Genomic DNA, 16,030 nt, shown 5'->3' on the forward strand with positions numbered 1-16,030 from the left:
TTCATGTCGTCCCGTATCGACGACCGAACTGAAGAAAATGCTCACCGGCCGCGCCGGTCAGGCGTCCTCGGCAGGCTCGGCGTCCGGGCTCTCGTCGAAGAGCCGCTCGAGACCGAACTCCTCGGCCAGGCGCGCGAAGATCGGTGTGGTCTCCAAATCCTCTTGGGTCACGCTCATGTCGGTAATGCCCCCTGTCGTTGTACTCCCGCAAGAGTATTGACTCCGGGTAATCTTACCTACTTACCGTGAGCGACCGCAGGATAACGGGAAGAGCTTCACACAGTTCGCCGTCATGACAACCACACCCGTCGAGGACCATAATGATGGTGTAGAGGCGGTGCGGACGATGGCACTTCACGGTGAAGAGCAGCGGCGGCTGTCCGAGATCGAACGGCAGCTCGCCGAAGAGAATCCGCGCTTGGCCCAGCGACTCGCCGAGCTGCGGCCGATGCGGATTCCGAATGTCGTGCTGGCCGTTCTCGGCGCGTTGTTCGCATCGATGATCGGCCTGTTCGTGCTGGTCGCGGCCGCCCAGACGCATGCACCGGTGCTGATGGTTTTCGGCACCGTGCTGACCTCGCTGGTGCCCACTCTGATCATTTGGCGAACCTGGCTCCACCGTCTCCGCTGACGAAAATCGCGAGCGTCACGGAGGCTGTCGGCAATACGATCCTCGCGTGGACGACGGGTACTTCGGAGAACTCGTGGCCGCGAGGTACGACGACTCGACGGGGGAGGAATTCCAGCCCGAGGTCGTCGCGGCCACCGTCGAGGTGCTGGCGGACCTCGCCGGCGACGGCCGTGCCCTCGAACTGGGCATCGGGACAGGACGCATCGCGTTGCCACTGACCCGCCGCGGGGTCGGAGTCCACGGCATCGACCTCTCCCGGGCCATGGTGGCTCGGTTACGCGCCAAACCGGGCGGTGAAGCGATCGGTGTAGCCATCGGCGACTTCGCGACGACCCGTGTGGGCGGCACGTTCTCCCTGGTCTATCTCGTCTTCAACACGATCGCGAATTTGACCACGCAGGAAGCGCAGGTCGCCTGCTTCCGTAACGCCGCCGCGCACCTTGAGCCCGGGGGCTGTTTCGTCATCGAGGTCGGTGTGCCCGAGCTGCGTAAACTCCCGCCCGGGCAGAACGTCGTGCCGTTCCACGTAAGCCCGACCGGGTGGGCGTTCGACGTCTACGACGTCGCCACCCAGGCCATGAGCTCGAACTACGTCGAAGTCGTCGACGGACGAAGCCGGTACAGGTCGATTCCCTTCCGCTACGTGTGGCCGGCGGAACTCGACCTGATGGCCCGGCTCGCCGGACTGCGCCTGCGCGAACGCTGGGACGGATGGACGCGGGGAGCCTTTACCAGCGAAAGCGCCAAGCACGTTTCGGTGTGGGAAAAGTCGCTTGTGGGCAACTAGTCAGTCGCCGCGGGACATGCCGATCGGCACGATGAACCACAGGACGATGAACAGCAGTCCGGTAAGGCTGCCGACGGTGATCATCGCCACCGGCCCGTAGACCACCTTGGCGATCAGCGCCACGGTGTCGGTGACCGCGGCCGCGAGGCAGGCCAGCCCGGCGAGTACGGCGCGGTTCCCGGCGCGGAGGATCTGCCAGCGCCTGCCGGTCCGGAACAGGATCCGATGCCAGGCCGCGGGCGAGGTGAGCAGCGCGGTCGACGCGGCGGCCAGCAGCACGGCGACCAGGTGCATCCCTTTCTCGAACCCGCTCGCCTGGCGGAACTGGGCGGTGAACACCACCGAGAGCAGGAAGCCGAACAGGATCTGCACCCCGGCCTGCGCCACCCGCAGTTCGCTGAGCAGTTCGTTGACGTTACGCGCCAGCCGCTGGTGCGGTGTCTCCTCGTCCTTGGCGGGTTCCGATGACGTGTCTTTGACAGACATGACAACCAGCCTATGAACTGTAGGTCGCCCTGGCATCATTTCCGCGACGGGCGCGGGTGGAGTCGCGGACGACCAGTTCCGGCTTGAACACCACTGCCTGGTGCTCCGGCGGATCCTCGTCGCCGCTGGTCTCCGCGATGAGGATCTCCGCGGCGACCCGCCCGAGCCGCTTCGCGGGCTGGCGGACCGAACTCAGCGGGACGGCGGCCGCGGCGGCGAACTCGATGTCGTCGTACCCGACGATCGCCATCTCCTCGGGCACCTTCACGTCGGCCGAGACCATCGCCTGAAGCACGCCGAGCGCGAGCAGGTCGTTCGCACAGAACACGGCGGTCGGGCGCGCGCTCATGCCGAGCAGTCTGGACCCGGCGTCCCGCCCGGACGCCACGTCCAGCGCGGACGTTTCCAGGACGTCCAGGCGTGCGGCCGACTCGCTCAGCACCTGCCGCACCCCGACGGCACGGTCGGCGCACTGCGTGAGCACGGCCGGGCCGTTGACGAAGGCGAGTCGGGTGTGTCCGGACTCAAGCAGATGCCGCATCGCGAGCGCGCCGCCGGCCACATCGTCGACCGACACCGAACTGGCCTGTCCGACCGGCGCCCTGCGGTCCACCAGGACGTACGGGATGCGGCTGCGGCGCAGGGGCTCGACGGCGGTGTCGACCGGGCTGAGCAGCACCCCGCGCACGCGCTGTTCGGCAAGCATCGCCAGGTAGGACGCCTCGAGGTCGACCCGCTGCCCGCTGTTGCAGATCATCACGTGGAGGCCCTCGCGATGCGCGGCCTCCTCGGCGCCGCGGGCGACGTCGACGAAGAACGGGTTGCCCAGGTCGAGCACGAGCAGGGCCATCATCCGGCTGTGGCCCGCCCGGAGCTGCCGGGCCGACTCGTCCCGGACGTAACCCAGCTCCTCGATCACGGACAGCACGCGGGTCCGCGTGGCGGGCGAGACCACGTGGGGCCGGTTGACGACGTTGGACACCGTGCCGATGGAAACCCCGGCACGCTGCGCCACATCCTTGATTCCGACCATCGTCCCCTCGCTGGAGTGTCGGCGAACACACTAGCACGTCTGTGTGAAACGATTCACGCCAATTTCACTGACGAGCGGGCACTCAGCGACGCGCGTGTACGCGCTCGCGATCGAATGGGCCCTGCTGCCGACGCCGGAACAGCATGAGCACGCGGAAAACCAGGGAAGACGACGTCAGCTGACTTGGCGAGTCGCGTGGGCGACGCCGTTGCGGAGCCGGCCGACGCCCTCGATCTCGATGTCAATGACCGGTGTGATTGTCGAGACGTCGATGTCGTGGTGTGCTCGAGGAACTTCTCGGTGCCCTTGGCCGCGGTGCCGCACATGATGATGTCGCCGGGCCTGAGCGTGAAGTACCGGGAGGCCCACCAGACGATCTGCTCACCTCCGTAGGTCGATGCGACCTGGTCGTTCACCTGCCAGCCGGCGATTCCCAGGATCTCCACGTCTTCGACCGGCTCGCCGACCGCTCGCTCCATGTGCGCGAGCGCCTCTTCGTCGGTCATCTGCGCGAGGTCCTCTTTTTCCGGATCGAAGAACCGGACCAGCACGAACTCGCGGAACGGGTCGTGGCAGATGATCGTGCCGAGGCCGAGCGGTGGCTGCGGACCCGGGTGCACGTTCCAGGACACGACTCCGGGACGGTGCTCGAAGTACCAGCTCAAGTCCGCCTCGAACCAGATGTTGGCGGCATGCAGGAGGCCGGCTTGCCCGTCCACATCGGGCCCGAGCAGGTTCAGCACACTGGCTCGGGCGCCATCAGCGCCGACCACGAACTTCGATCGCACCTGGTAGGTCGAGCCGTCCCGGCGGTCGCGGACGGAACTCAGCCAGTACTCGCCGTCCCGCTCCATCGTGACGAACTCGCGCTGGAATCAGACACGGACCCCCACTCACGGATGGCCTCCACGAGCATGGGTTCGAACCTGTTCCGCGGACAGTTGAGCAGGGCCGCGGGACTGACCGAGGTGTACTGGCGTAGTGGTGCCGCTCGGTGCCCCGGCATTCCCAGCGAGCGGCCTTCGGGCGGTTCAGCGTGGTGTACCAGATGCTGTGCCGCATCGACTCGTGTGGCGCAAAGACTGCTTTGAGCGCTTCTTCGACGCGAGATGCCGCATGATCTCCACAGTGCGCTGGTTGACGAGGTATGCCCGTGGCGTGTGCGCCGTGCCGGGTTGTCGCTCGATATGCGACAGGGCACGCCGTACTCGGTCAGCGCGAGTGCGACCGTCAGGCCCCGCCGGCCCGGCGCCCACGATCAGCACGCTGGTCTCGAGGACTGTCACACGAGGTCGCGCCTCTCTTTCGGTGCTGGATCCGTACTGACAGCGCCGTGGTAGAGGCGGCCCCGGCCGTCGGAACAACGGTCCCGTCAGCTATGGCCTTCAAGAGTTAGATGACCAATTTCTCGGTAAACGTCCTATCACGACGGCCACCGAGACCGCAAGGCCGAACCAAACCCCGGCCAGAGACGTCGCGGGACGGCGCCGTCAACGACGGTCCGGATCGTTAGGCATACTACTCACATGCGCGTTGATGGTCGCGAATTTTAAAGGGACATACTGAAGCTGCTGCCCCGGGAAATCACACAGGAGGATTACGACACCTCCTCGGTCGTCTGGCACGTCTTGCGCATCGCCCGGCACGCGGAGACCCTTTTGGAGTTCGAGGTCCACCGGCCACGCGGGTGGAGCTGGCCAGGATTCCGGATCATGGCCAACATCTACGCCCTGGGCCCGTTGGAACCCGCCCAACTGGCCGAACTGCTGGAAGTGTCCCGCCCCACGACCACCGTCGCCGTGCAACGGCTGGAACGGGACGGCTTCACGGCGAGGGCAGACCATCCAGGGAGCCGTTCTCGCGTACTCATCACCCTCACCGACAACGGCCGTCGTGCGGTGGAATCGATGATCGAACCCCATCATGCGCAAAAAAGGGCGTTGACGTCAGGACTCACGGAAGATGAACTGGGGCAGCTGGCCCGGCTCTTGGAGAAGTTGCATCACTCGCTTTAAGGACCGGACACACGTGAACGGCGGGCATGACCGCGGTTTCGATCTCGAGGCCGCGGTCGAACAGCACCTCGCCTCCGCTTGTCAAGGTTCAAGGTTCGACCGAGCTCGCCACCGACTTGGCGTGCGACCGAACCTCGCTCGGAAAGCTCGGCTGAAATGCACGGGGTCCGCGAAGCCCAACTGCCGTACTGGAGTGAGTTGTCGAAGTACCGTTGGGTGAACTGCAAGCTCCACCCCGGCGCGTCCAGCCAGACCTGCCACGGATAACCCGGAAAAGATTTTTCCGGGAACGCGATCAACTTCGCCCCGTTCCGTGCTGCCTCCTCGAGCAACGCGATGGACTTGTCGATCCCCGCATCGAGGTCAAGGAAGGCGGGCGCGGCCGCCACTTCGTACGCTGGAAGTGTCTACGCCTGCGAACTCCCGAGCTGCGAGCGATTGGGGTAAGGACGAACGTAGCGAAAGACAGCGGGCGCAACCTGTCCAGACGTGTCACGTTCGTTGATTCAGAATCGCTGACCCCGCCGTCTTCTTCGTCAGCTCCCACCAGGTGCACCGGCGCTGGTGCCGCCGACCGACATCCCCTCAGCCACCGTCGTCCGTAACGACGACACCCAGGGTGAGAGCATGGAGCTGATTCGACTTGGCGAGCCCGGAAACGAGCGGCCCGCGGTGCGCCACGACGGCGCGACCTTCGACCTCGGTGCGCTGACCGCGGACCTGACCGGGGACTTCCTCGCCGACGGTGGTATCGACCGCGCCCGTGCCGCACTGGCCGCCGACGAACTGTCCACAGTGGAGGAGACCGGGCAGCGGATCGGTTCCCCGGTGACCAAACCGGGCGCGGTCGTCTGCATCGGGCAGAACTACGCCGCGCACGCTGCCGAGTCCGGAACGACCCAGCCCGAGCGGCCGATCGTCTTCTTCAAGCACCCGAACACCGTCGTCGGCCCCTACGACGATGTGCTCATCCCGCCCGGCGCGACCAAGGTCGACTGGGAGATCGAACTGGCCGTGGTGATCGGCAAGACCGCGCGGTACCTGTCCTCGCCGGAGGAGGCGCTGGACCACGTCGCCGGGTACGCGATCGCCAACGACGTGTCGGAACGAGCCTTCCAGATCGAGCAGTCGGGCGGCCAGTGGTCGAAGGGCAAATGCGCGGAGACCTTCAACCCGCTCGGCCCCGCCCTCGTCCCGGCCGCAGACCTGGGCGACCCCCGGAAACTGGGCCTGCGCTCCTGGGTCAACGGCGAGCCGCGCCAGGATTCGTCCACCTCGGACATGATCTTCTCGGTCGCCGAACTGATCCACGACCTGTCCCAGTACCTGGTGCTCGACCCCGGCGACGTGCTCAACACCGGCACGCCCGAGGGGGTCGCCCTGTCCGGCCGCTTCCCCTACCTCAAGGCCGGTGACGTGGTGGAACTCGAAATCGACGGCCTCGGCCGCCAGCGCTCGGTGCTCCGCTGACCCATCCCCACCGACCATGGACCGGCGCGGCCCTGTCACGAAGTAGCTTCCCTTCAGCGGATCAGCCAGCTGGCCAAGACCAGCTGAAAGCAGGGGGTTCGCGCCTGGCGAAGGCCGAGCGGGGACAATGGGAGCCGTGACCGCCACCCTGTCGAAGCCCGCGCTCAAGATCGGCCCGTACGAGGTCGATCCGCCGGTCGTGCTCGCACCCATGGCGGGCATCACCAACGTCGCGTTCCGCAGGCTCTGCCGCGAGTACGGCGCCGGCCTCTACGTGTGCGAGATGATCACGGCCAGGGCCGTCGTCGAGCGACATCCCGGCACCATGCACATGATGACCTTCGACCAGGGCGAGTACCCCCGATCGATGCAGCTCTACGGCGTCGACCCGAAGACCATGCGGGAAGCGGTCAAGATCATCGTCGGCGAAGGCCTCGCCGACCACATCGACTCCAACTTCGGCTGCCCGGTCGCGAAGGTGACGCGTAAGGGCGGCGGGGCGGCCCTGCCGTTCAAGCGGCGGCTGTTCGGCGAGATCGTCAAGGCATCGGTGGAGGCCGCCGACGACGCGGGAGTCCCGTTCACGGTCAAGTTCCGCATCGGCATAGACGACGACCACCACACCTATCTCGACGCCGGACGCATCGCCGAGGCCGAGGGGGCCGCCGCGGTTTCCCTCCACGCTCGCACCGCCGCCCAGCGCTACTCCGGCAAGGCCGACTGGAGCGCGATCGCCCGGCTCAAGGATGCGGTGAAGACCATCCCGGTACTGGGCAATGGCGACATCTTCACCGCCGACGACGCGCTGCGCATGGTCGCCGAAACCGGTTGCGACGGCGTCGTCGTCGGGCGTGGGTGTCTCGGCCGGCCATGGCTGTTCGGCGAGTTGGAGGCCGCGTTCGCCGGTCGCCCCATCCCTACCGGGCCATCGCTGGGCGAGGTGGCGCGCGTACTCGGGCGTCACGCGGAACTGCTCGTCGAGCACGACGGTCCGGCCAAGGCCATGCGTGACCTGCGTAAGCACGTGGCCTGGTACTTCATGGGCTTCCCGGTCGGCTCCGAGCTGCGCCGGCGCTTCGCCATGGTGTCGTCCCCCGACGAACTGGCCGAACTGATCACTCAGCTCGACCACGACGCGCCCTTCCCCACCGCGGCGGAAGGCCCACGCGGCCGTCAGGGTTCGCCCGGCAGGGTCACCCTCCCGCACGGCTGGCTCGACGACCCGGACGACGACCTCATCCCCGAAGCCGAGGACATGCATTCCGGCGGCTGACCCGCGAGTCCAGCTTCCGCGACGGGCGAGTCGGGCCTCCTCGACGGGCGAGTCCGGCCTCCGCGACGGGCGAGTCGGGCCTTCGCGACGGGCGAGTCCGGCCTTCGCGACGGGCGGTTGGGCTTTGGTAACGGTCGACCTTTCCCGCCTCGACGGCAAACGAGCACGCCAAGAGTCCGCGAGACCGGACCCGGCCAGGCTACGAGCCGCCCGAGTCGTCACCTTCACACGAACCATCCCAGGGTCCGTACCAGTGCCGAAGAGCGTCGGAGAGTCCGTCCGGCGGCCCGTCCCCGGCCTGGAGCCAGGCGACGTGGCCGTCCGGCCGGACCAGGAAGGCACGGAGTTCCGGCTGGTCAGGAGACCGTGCGCGGACGATCTCGACTCGGTCCGCCCATTCCTTCGCCGATTCACCGACTGAACCGGCCAGGTCGAGCAGGACGCCCCGTCCTGCCGCGAGCAGAGCGGTGAGGCGCACAGACCCGGCGTCGGTGACGAGGTCAAGATCGGGCGCCAAGCGGCCAAGCCACGGGTGGGACGAATTCGAGTGCATCTCGTAGTGGGTGTCCAGGCCGGTCACGACTTCGGCGAACGCACGGTTGCCGTCGGGATGGGCGGCGACACGGGTGAGGAAATCGGCGAGCCGATCATCGGTTTCACCCAGGAGAACCTGAGCCTGCGCGTTGGCCAGTACTCGCGCGCCCGCCGCGTGGCGTTCGGTTTGGTAGCTGTCGAGTAGATGCGGAGACGCGGTTCCGCGCACGGTGGCGGCGAGTTTCCAGCCGAGGTTGAACGCGTCGTCCAGGGCGACGTTCACGCCGATCGCTCCGGCCGGTGGATGGATGTGCGCGGCGTCTCCCGCCAGCATGACCCTGCCCTTGACATACGTGACGGCCTGCCGAGCCGCGTTTCCGAACCTGGTGAGCCAGCGCGGGGAGTGCAGTTCGACGTGCCGTCCCAGCGCGGTGTCGACCGCGTTCCGCAGGATTTCCAAGGTGACCGGGGTGTCCTTGTCCGCGGGTGGTCTCGGGTCCTCCGTGATGATCCGGACGTAACCGGGACGTGGAATCACCACGACTCCCGAGGTCACCCCGAAGGGCAGGTCCGCCGGGTCGGCGAGTTCGACGTCACCGAGCAGTGAAAACCTGGTCGCCTTTGTGCCCGGAAAATCGATGCCCGCGATTTTGCGAACGGTGCTGCGGCCGCCGTCACAACCGACAAGCCAGAGAGCGCGGATGCGATATTCGGTGTCGCCGTCGGAAACGATGGCGGTAACCTCGTCGGAATCCTGTTCGAACGCGTCCAGCCGATGCCCCCGCCGGATCTCCGCGCCAAGCTTGACGGCATGTTCTTCCAGCACTTCCTGGACCCAAGTCTGTGGAATCCCGAGCGAATACGGGTGGGAAGTCCGGGCGCCGGGCAAGTTGAGCGTTACCGGCAGGCCCGAGAACGCGGCATGCGGAACCTGCCGGCCTTCACTGACGAATCCCTTTGCGAGCCCCCGGCAGGCAAGGAGATCCAGCGCCCGGGCGTTGAGGTTGAAGCCACGGCAAAAACCCGGCGGTTCGGGATCGCGCTCCAGCAGCACGGTCTCCACACCAGCGAGCCGCAATTCGCAGGCGAGCAGCAGCCCCGCCGGTCCAGCGCCGACGACGAGAACCTCGATCATTGACCGCCCCCCTGCTCCGTTCCTGGCCAGGACAGCGAGCCGTCCCGGATCTCGGTGACGATTCGCCGCGTCCAGGCCAACTCGGCCTCCCAGGTATGCAGCGCGTACTCGACTTCGATCATGAAAAGGCGGGGCAGGCTTCCCGCGCCGACAGTGCTGTTCAGCAGCGTCCTGGTCTCCTCGATGCGCTTGGTCAGGTGCGAGACCCGTTCAGTGAGCGCGTCCGCCGCCGCGTCCGGACCGAGCGCGCCGAGATAGGACATGGCCGCCATGAACTTCGGATGTTCGTGGACCGGCACACGGATGAGTTCGTCAAGCCAGTCGAGAAACTCACGGTGGCCGAGTTCGGTGTGCTCATAGATCGTTCGCTCCGGGCGCTTGCCCTCGCGCACCGTCTCCCTCGGGGAGATCCAGCCGTGCCGGACGAGCACCTCGACGGTGTCGTACAGCGAGCCGGAATTGATCTTGAAGCTGGCGTCCTTGTACCGCTCCCGCAGGACCGAGGCCATCTCGTAGGGATGCATCGGCCGTTCCTGGAGCAGGCCCAGCACGGCCAGGGCCAGCGTGTTGGAAATCTTGCGGTTCGCCATTCGACTCCTATTAGTCGGTTCCTACTATAAGGACCCGGCCAACACCCCGAAAGGACAGGTGAAACCCGGCAAAGGGTCGGGCCAGAACCCGAAATCGGGCAGAAAACTTGCCCTAAGCCCCGTTCGGGTGTCACTGTCGACGGCATGCCGCCGCCCGAACTGGTCCACTACATCGCCGAGTCCACCGGGCTCCCGGTAGCGGTGGCGGAACGGGTGGTTGCCGACGTCGTGGGGTACTTCCGCGAGACCACCGAACAGTTCGTGCGCCGCCGGCACGCCGAGTTGCAGCGCCGCGGGCGCAAGAACGCGGAGATCTGGACAGTGCTGTCCGAGGAACTGGCCGAACGGCGGGTCAACCCCGGCGAGCTGTCCGAGCGGCAGTTACGGCGAATCGTTTATGGCTGAGACGCCTGAGCAGCACCCTGGCTGTGTGAAGGCGCGAGATCGGTGAGGACGAGGAGAACCCCTGATGTGCGGAATCGTGGGATACATCGGAAAGCGGCGGGCCACCCCGATCCTGCTGGAGGGCCTGCGCCGGCTCGAGTACCGCGGCTATGACTCCGCCGGTGTCGCCGTCGTACACCGCGGCCGGCTGAAGGTCACCAAGGCCGCCGTGCGCATCGACGAACTGCGCGAACTCCTCGACCTCAACCAGCTTGGCGGAGTAGGCATCGCGCACACCCGGTGGGCGACGCACGGCGAGCCGACCGACACCAACGCGCACCCACACCTCGACGCCGCGAAACGGATCGCCGTCGTGCACAACGGCATCATCGAAAACTCCGAACGCCTGCGCGCGAAGCTCGCCGACGACGGGGTCAAGTTCGCGTCCGACACCGACACCGAAGCCCTTGCCCACCTCGTCGCCGCCCAGCTCGACAACGGCGCCGAGTCACTCGAAGACGCCGTCCGCGCGACGCTGCGGGAGGTCAACGGCGCATACGGGTTGGTCGTGCTGGATGTGCAGAACCCGGGCCAGCTCGTGGTGGCTCGCAACGGCAGCCCGATCGTGCTCGGTATCGGCGACGGCGAGATGTTCGTCGCCTCCGACGTCGCCGCGCTGGTCCGGCACACGCAGCGGGTGGTGTATCTCGACGACGGCGAGCTGGCCACACTGTCCGCCGACGACTTCAGCACGAGCACCCTGCAGGCGCACCGGACCGCGAAGACGCCGACCACGGTGGACGTCGACGACTCCGACTACGAGCTGTCCGGCTTCGCGAACTTCATGCACAAGGAGATCTTCGAGCAGCCGGAAGCCGTCCGCCGGGCCCTGCTCGGGCGCTTGGACGAGCGCTTCTTCACGGCCCGGCTCGGCGGGATCAACCTCGACGCGCGAGCGCTGCGCTCGATTCGGCGAGTGAAGTTCCTCGGCTGCGGATCGGCCTACTACGCCGGCCAGCTCGGCGCGAACCTCGTCGAGGAACTGGCCCGGCTGCCTGCCGACGCCGAGCCCGCTTCGGAGTTCCGGTACCGCAATCCGGTCGTCGAGGGAGACACGCTCTATGTCGCGGTCAGCCAGTCGGGCGAAACGGCCGACACGCTCGCCGCGGTCCAGGAGCTGCGGCGCAAGGGCGGGCAGGTGATCGGCGCGGTCAACGTGGTGGGCAGCGCGATCGGCCGGGAGTGCGGCAGCGGCGTCTTCCTGCACGCCGGGCCCGAGGTGTCGGTGGCCTCGACGAAGGCGTACACGAACATGGGCGCCTGCTTCGCGATGTTGGCGCTGCTACTCGGCCGCGTGCGGGACCTGTCGGTGTCTGACGGCGCCAGGATCGTCGCCGCACTCGGCGAGCTGCCGGATCGGATCGCCGACGTGCTCGCCATCGAAGGTGAGATCGCCGAGGCTGCGGCGAAGCACAGTGAAGCCGAACGGATGTTCTTCATCGGCCGCGTCCGCACCTGGCCGACCGCTCGCGAAGGAGCACAGAAGCTCAAGGAGATTTCCTACGTGCACGCCGAGGCGTACCAGGCCGCCGAGCTCAAGCACGGCCCGCTCGCGCTGATCGACCCGGGCATGCCGAGTATGGTGCTCGTCCCGGACGACGAACTGCTGGCCAAGAACATCGGCACGATCGAGCAGATCAAGGCGCGCGGCGGACCGGTGATCGCGGTGACCAACGCCGAACTGCCGCCCGGCCTGGCGGATTCGGTCATCCACGTCCCGCGCAGTGAACCGGAGCTGGACCCTCTCCTTTTCACCATCCCGCTCCAGCTCTTCGCCTATCACCTCGCCCAGCGGCTTGGCCGCGATATCGACAAACCCCGGAATCTCGCCAAGAGCGTGACGGTCGAGTAAGGCAGATTAATCGAAACGGTCAGAGGTGCTCGAATCGGTCGGCGTCGAAGGACTGGACAACCCCTGGCCGATATTCGCTAAGCTTGCGCATCCGAAAGCAGGCCGATAGCGATGTACCGAGGATGGGGGGTTCATGGCCTTCAACGCGATGTGGAAGCCCGGACCAGACGCAGCCGCCGCCATGCATGTCAACGGCAACACGACCCAGCCGGCATTGGTGATCTATCTGGACCCGGACAGCCTCGCCATCATGCCACCGCGCGACCAGGACGAATGGCCCGGTTTCATCCGGCTCATGCACGAGCTGCGGGACGGCGCGACCGACGTGGCCGATCACCTCAGCCGGGCAATACACCGCAACGGGGACACCTAGTCGTCCAGAATTTCACGGAGAGCGACGAATATTTTTCTGCGTTCTCACCCTGCGCACTGGACACCGCTACCGACCGCACCACAGAGCTTCCGAGCAACGTGAAATTCTTTCAGGGATGGGAATCCGTTTCCGGAAGGACGTATCCGCCCGCATCGAATTACGGCTCGTAGCAAGTTCTTTTCAAAACTGGATTATTTGCCACGCCGACGCAGTGAGGGCCTGGCTTGGCTGCCAGCCGTGCGATGAAGCGCTGGCTACGCTTCGGTCGACCAAGCGACGCTGACAAACACCGCACCAGCGCCGACCCTCGAATGGCGAAGACCATGCAGGACCAGTTGGAGTGTTGGTGCCCATTCGGTGATGTTGTTGGGATATTGCCGGCAGTTGGGCCGATCGCCGAATGACCAAGCCCAAAGTCCGGAATAGACACCATGTGAACTGGGGTTTCGAGTGAAAGCGAATGACAGAACCCGCGTTCTCAGTTTGGGAATCAAGTTGAGCGGGCGTTGCTGTTCACCGGTGAGCGGGACGGCAACCCGGTACGGCGGCCGAACTTCAACCAGCGCACGAAGTGGACGGAAATCGTCACCAAGATGGGCCTGAAGGGTATGCATTTTCACAACCTGAGGCACACGGGGGAACATCTGGACATCCAAGGCTGGCACGTCCACGAAGGACCTGATGGCCCGGATGGGGCGCGACGACATGCGGGCGGCGTTGATCTACCAGCGGGCGACCAGTGACGACGAACGGATAGCCGACCGGCTGTCCGATCTCGTCGACAGGCACCGGACCGGCGGCACGGGCCGGACCACCGATGACGATGACGGGGTCAGCCGGAGTGCTGGTGCCCATTCGGTGATGTTGTTGGGATGTTGCTGGGAATCGGGTTGATCTCCGAGTGACGAACCCCAAGGTCCACACTAGACACCGTTTGACCTGGGGGTTTCAGCGAAGAGTGGATGGCGGTAATCGAACCCGCGTTCTCGGCTTGGGAACCAAGTGGATCATGCTGGAAAGTGGTCCCTGCAGCTGAGGCCTGCCGGGAGTGCCACCGTCGACCGTGGTTGACCGCCCTTAATGGCACGACAATGGCACAGCGCGCCGCCGACGCGCTTGACCAACCACGAGCATCGCGTTCCTCTAGAATGGGCACATGACCAGCGAGGGAAGCCCAGAGTCCGTGGAGCCGCGCGAGGCTGCTCGTCGTCTGCTGGAGGCGGTTCCCGACGAGCGCGTGTCTGATGCGTTGCTGATGCTCCGGCAGCTTGCCGATGAGCCCAAGACCGAGCGGCCTCGTCGGCGGTTCCGGACAGTCGGTGTGTTCGATGGCGAACGCGACCTGGGTAAGCGGTCGAAGGCGATCGTCCGCGATGAGTTCGGCGGCGGATCGAGCAAGACGGCGTGATCCTGGTCGACACCGGTGTCGTGGTTGCTATGGGTAATCGTCGTGACGAAGACCATGACCGATGTACAGAACTGTTGACGCACCCTCGAACCGCTGGTCCTGCCCGAGCCCTTACTGGTCGAGATTGGCTACATGCTGGGGTCTCGCGGCGGAGCACGCGCGGAAGCGGACTTTCTTCGCGATATCACGGACGGCCTCTACGTCGTGGAGTCGATGATGCTGGCTGACATCGCGCGCGCGGCGGATCTGGTCGAGAAGTACGCCGACCTCCCGCTGGGTACTGCCGACGCCTGCGTCGTCGCCTTGGCTGAGCGCCTCGGCGTGGCGCGCGTAGCAACGCTGGACACCAGGCACTTCTCGGTTGTGAGGCCGCGACACACCGCTTCGTTCACGCTGCTACCCTAAACGGCGCCGCATCCAGAAGCCAGAACCCCTAGGTCCACAGTAGACCCCGTTTGACCTGGGGCTTTCGAGAAAGAGCGGATGACGGGAATCGAACCCGCGTTCTCAGCTTGGGAATCAAGTGGATCATGCTGGAAAGTGGCTTTGACCTGCGGCTGAGCCTTGCCCGGGCGTGCCGCTGTTGACCGTGGTTGACCCCCTCTAATGGCCCGCGAATGGCCCAGCGGGGCGGGCTCCCACCTGCACGGTTCGGGCTGAGGTGATCTCCTCGCGGCGCGGGTTCATCCCTGCCGGGCCGGGTGGTGCCGGTCAAGGGTTTGCCGGAGGCCGCGAAGCGCCCTTGACTGGTGCCGCCCGGTCTGGCTGCCCTCGGGCGCGGCGTGAGGAGATCACCGGACTGTCACTCTCCCCTGATCTCCGAAGCGGTGCCAGGTCCCAGGGCAGCGCCCTGGCCGCCGGAGGCTCCGCTAGATCACGTTCGGCTCGGTGCGCACCACGAACTCTTCCTTGGCGACTGTGCCGTTGAGGACGAGGCGCACACGGAACAGTCCAGAGCTGCCGTCCCGCCTCGCGAGCGCCGCCACCTTGTCGTCGAACTCCTGGCGTGCGTCGGCCTCGGACGTACAGTGTGTGGCCGAGGGCTCGTCGGCGGTGGGAACGAAGACTTCTACTCGGTACCGTTCGTCCGCTCCAGGGCGTACGACGGTGCCGAAGCCGCTTGCGAAGACCCCCTTTGGCCGGGGCGGACGGCCGAGGACGAAGGTCTCCCTGCCCTTGGTCTCCTTCACCCCCAGCCAGTCGTACTGGCCTGAGCGAATCTTGTGCCAGAGCGCCTCTCCGCTGTTACAGAACTCGATCACCCGGTATAGCTGTTGGCCGAGCTGCTTATCGCCGTAAGAGCGGCTGGTGTTCATCGTCAAATCGTACGTCCCGGCGATGGCCTCTCGGACGTCTCGGCGGCCAGCTCGGAGCATGCGGGTCAACTGCTCGCTCAACGCACCTGGGCCGCCGGCCGGAGCGGAGCGGCAGGCCGAGCGGCCCGGCGGCGCGCTTGCGCGCCGCTCTTGATCCCATAGAGCCAAATTCGGCAGGCAGTGACCGTGGTGCGCGTGGCTCGTTGGCGGTCATTACGGTGATGGCCATGGACCTGGTGGCGTGGGCAACGGAGGTAGCTGGCGGCAAGCTTGCGGACGCTCTGCCTCGGCGGTGGGCGCATGTGCAGGGCGTTCGTGAGCGTGCTCGGGAGGCTGCGCCGGTCTTTGGCTCGGACGGTGAGCTGCTGGTGGCGGTGGGTGTGCTGCATGACGTTGGGTATGCGCCGGATTTGGTGGATACCGGGTTTCATCCGATCGACGGTGCGCGTTACTTGCGAAGTGTGGGTGCGTCGGAACGGCTGGTGCATTTGGTGGCGCATCATTCATGCGCGGCTGCTGAGGCTGAGCTACGGGGTTTGTCCGCGGGTAACTGGTCAGGTCTGTGGCGGCGTGTCGTGTTGATGTTGTTTGCTGGGTGTGGATCATGGTGTGGTGTCCGGTGATCGACGTCCGTCTTATGAGGAGCTTGCCGCTGAGAACGCGGAGCTTCGGACGATGGTGTC

General features: G+C 66.1%; 19 protein-coding genes and 2 pseudogenes. 12 read left to right on the top strand and 9 right to left on the bottom strand.

Annotated features, from left to right (window positions below):
- Positions 1-292 precede the first annotated feature (292 nt).
- Together VJT49_RS23300 and VJT49_RS23305 are read left to right on the top strand one after the other, a co-directional pair.
- A complete protein-coding gene (locus VJT49_RS23300; protein WP_324167028.1) occupies positions 293-631 on the top strand; it encodes a DUF3040 domain-containing protein in 339 nt (112 codons plus the stop codon).
- Between the two features lie 46 nt (positions 632-677).
- On the top strand, positions 678-1,418 hold the full coding sequence (locus tag VJT49_RS23305) for a class I SAM-dependent methyltransferase (RefSeq protein WP_324167029.1): 741 nt from the start codon (positions 678-680) through the stop codon (positions 1,416-1,418).
- Here the strand turns inward: VJT49_RS23305 and VJT49_RS23310 are convergent, their stop codons facing one another.
- The 4 genes and pseudogenes from VJT49_RS23310 to VJT49_RS35415 form a co-directional block, all read right to left on the bottom strand.
- Positions 1,419-1,904 (bottom strand): DUF6328 family protein, encoded by a 486-nt coding sequence (locus VJT49_RS23310; RefSeq protein ID WP_324167030.1) that lies wholly within the window; start codon positions 1,902-1,904, stop codon positions 1,419-1,421. It lies immediately after the preceding gene.
- A gap of 10 nt (positions 1,905-1,914) precedes the next feature.
- Complete coding sequence (locus VJT49_RS23315; protein WP_324167032.1) at positions 1,915-2,937, bottom strand: LacI family DNA-binding transcriptional regulator; 1,023 nt, start codon at positions 2,935-2,937, stop codon at positions 1,915-1,917.
- Between the two features lie 53 nt (positions 2,938-2,990).
- A pseudogene (locus tag VJT49_RS35410) lies at positions 2,991-3,800 on the bottom strand (FAD-dependent monooxygenase); the annotation flags it as partial.
- Between the two features lie 168 nt (positions 3,801-3,968).
- Complete coding sequence (locus VJT49_RS35415) at positions 3,969-4,223, bottom strand: FAD-dependent monooxygenase (RefSeq protein ID WP_414636073.1); 255 nt, start codon at positions 4,221-4,223, stop codon at positions 3,969-3,971.
- A gap of 372 nt (positions 4,224-4,595) precedes the next feature.
- Here VJT49_RS35415 and VJT49_RS23330 point away from each other — a divergent pair, with 372 nt between their 5' ends.
- Positions 4,596-4,952 carry a MarR family transcriptional regulator gene (locus tag VJT49_RS23330; RefSeq protein WP_324167033.1) on the top strand — a complete coding sequence of 119 codons (357 nt, stop codon included), beginning with the start codon at positions 4,596-4,598 and terminating at the stop codon, positions 4,950-4,952.
- A gap of 81 nt (positions 4,953-5,033) precedes the next feature.
- Here VJT49_RS23330 and VJT49_RS23335 read toward each other — a convergent pair whose 3' ends face one another.
- Together VJT49_RS23335 and VJT49_RS34970 are read right to left on the bottom strand one after the other, a co-directional pair.
- A complete protein-coding gene (locus VJT49_RS23335) occupies positions 5,034-5,213 on the bottom strand; it encodes a helix-turn-helix domain-containing protein (protein ID WP_324167034.1) in 180 nt (59 codons plus the stop codon).
- Positions 5,156-5,341: pseudogene (locus VJT49_RS34970) on the bottom strand (nitrilase-related carbon-nitrogen hydrolase); the annotation flags it as partial. The gene VJT49_RS23335 and the pseudogene VJT49_RS34970, both read right to left, overlap by 58 nt.
- Before the next feature lie 238 nt (positions 5,342-5,579).
- On the opposite strand from VJT49_RS34970, the gene VJT49_RS23340 reads away from it, so the two are divergent.
- A complete protein-coding gene (locus VJT49_RS23340) occupies positions 5,580-6,422 on the top strand; it encodes a fumarylacetoacetate hydrolase family protein (protein ID WP_324167035.1) in 843 nt (280 codons plus the stop codon).
- A gap of 127 nt (positions 6,423-6,549) precedes the next feature.
- Positions 6,550-7,695 carry a tRNA dihydrouridine synthase DusB gene (gene dusB / locus VJT49_RS23345; RefSeq protein WP_324167036.1) on the top strand — a complete coding sequence of 382 codons (1,146 nt, stop codon included), beginning with the start codon at positions 6,550-6,552 and terminating at the stop codon, positions 7,693-7,695.
- A 199-nt stretch (positions 7,696-7,894) separates the two neighbouring features.
- Here the strand turns inward: dusB and VJT49_RS23350 are convergent, their stop codons facing one another.
- Both VJT49_RS23350 and VJT49_RS23355 read right to left on the bottom strand, forming a co-directional pair.
- Complete coding sequence (locus tag VJT49_RS23350; RefSeq protein WP_324167037.1) at positions 7,895-9,364, bottom strand: FAD-dependent monooxygenase; 1,470 nt, start codon at positions 9,362-9,364, stop codon at positions 7,895-7,897.
- Complete coding sequence (locus VJT49_RS23355; RefSeq protein ID WP_324167038.1) at positions 9,361-9,954, bottom strand: PadR family transcriptional regulator; 594 nt, start codon at positions 9,952-9,954, stop codon at positions 9,361-9,363. Before VJT49_RS23355 ends, VJT49_RS23350 begins: the two co-directional genes overlap by 4 nt.
- 144 nt (positions 9,955-10,098) lie before the next feature.
- Between VJT49_RS23355 and VJT49_RS23360 the strand changes: the two genes are divergently transcribed.
- The 6 genes from VJT49_RS23360 (at position 10,099) to VJT49_RS23385 (ending at position 14,436) form a co-directional block, all read left to right on the top strand.
- Positions 10,099-10,359 (top strand): hypothetical protein, encoded by a 261-nt coding sequence (locus VJT49_RS23360; RefSeq protein WP_324167039.1) that lies wholly within the window; start codon positions 10,099-10,101, stop codon positions 10,357-10,359.
- Between the two features lie 64 nt (positions 10,360-10,423).
- Positions 10,424-12,250: a glutamine--fructose-6-phosphate transaminase (isomerizing) gene (gene glmS / locus VJT49_RS23365; RefSeq protein WP_324167040.1), complete on the top strand. Its 1,827-nt coding sequence runs from the start codon at positions 10,424-10,426 to the stop codon at positions 12,248-12,250.
- Positions 12,251-12,383: 133 nt separating this feature from the next.
- Entirely contained in the window at positions 12,384-12,623 is a 240-nt protein-coding gene (locus tag VJT49_RS23370; RefSeq protein WP_324167041.1) for a hypothetical protein, read from the top strand.
- Positions 12,624-13,304: 681 nt separating this feature from the next.
- Complete coding sequence (locus VJT49_RS23375; RefSeq protein ID WP_324167042.1) at positions 13,305-13,517, top strand: hypothetical protein; 213 nt, start codon at positions 13,305-13,307, stop codon at positions 13,515-13,517.
- 262 nt (positions 13,518-13,779) lie between these two features.
- The gene (locus tag VJT49_RS23380) at positions 13,780-14,031 is read left to right on the top strand and encodes a hypothetical protein (protein WP_324167043.1); all 252 of its coding nucleotides are present in this window, start codon (positions 13,780-13,782) and stop codon (positions 14,029-14,031) included.
- Positions 14,032-14,163: 132 nt separating this feature from the next.
- Positions 14,164-14,436: a type II toxin-antitoxin system VapC family toxin gene (locus VJT49_RS23385; RefSeq protein ID WP_324167044.1), complete on the top strand. Its 273-nt coding sequence runs from the start codon at positions 14,164-14,166 to the stop codon at positions 14,434-14,436.
- Between the two features lie 464 nt (positions 14,437-14,900).
- Here the strand turns inward: VJT49_RS23385 and VJT49_RS23390 are convergent, their stop codons facing one another.
- A complete protein-coding gene (locus tag VJT49_RS23390) occupies positions 14,901-15,347 on the bottom strand; it encodes a hypothetical protein (RefSeq protein ID WP_324167045.1) in 447 nt (148 codons plus the stop codon).
- A gap of 227 nt (positions 15,348-15,574) precedes the next feature.
- Here VJT49_RS23390 and VJT49_RS23395 point away from each other — a divergent pair, with 227 nt between their 5' ends.
- Positions 15,575-15,970, top strand: a complete 396-nt coding sequence (locus VJT49_RS23395; RefSeq protein ID WP_324167046.1) for an HD domain-containing protein — start codon at positions 15,575-15,577, stop codon at positions 15,968-15,970.
- Positions 15,971-16,030: the final 60 nt, after the last annotated feature.

Source organism: Amycolatopsis sp. (assembly GCF_035276945.1).
Lineage (GTDB): Bacteria > Actinomycetota > Actinomycetes > Mycobacteriales > Pseudonocardiaceae > Amycolatopsis_E.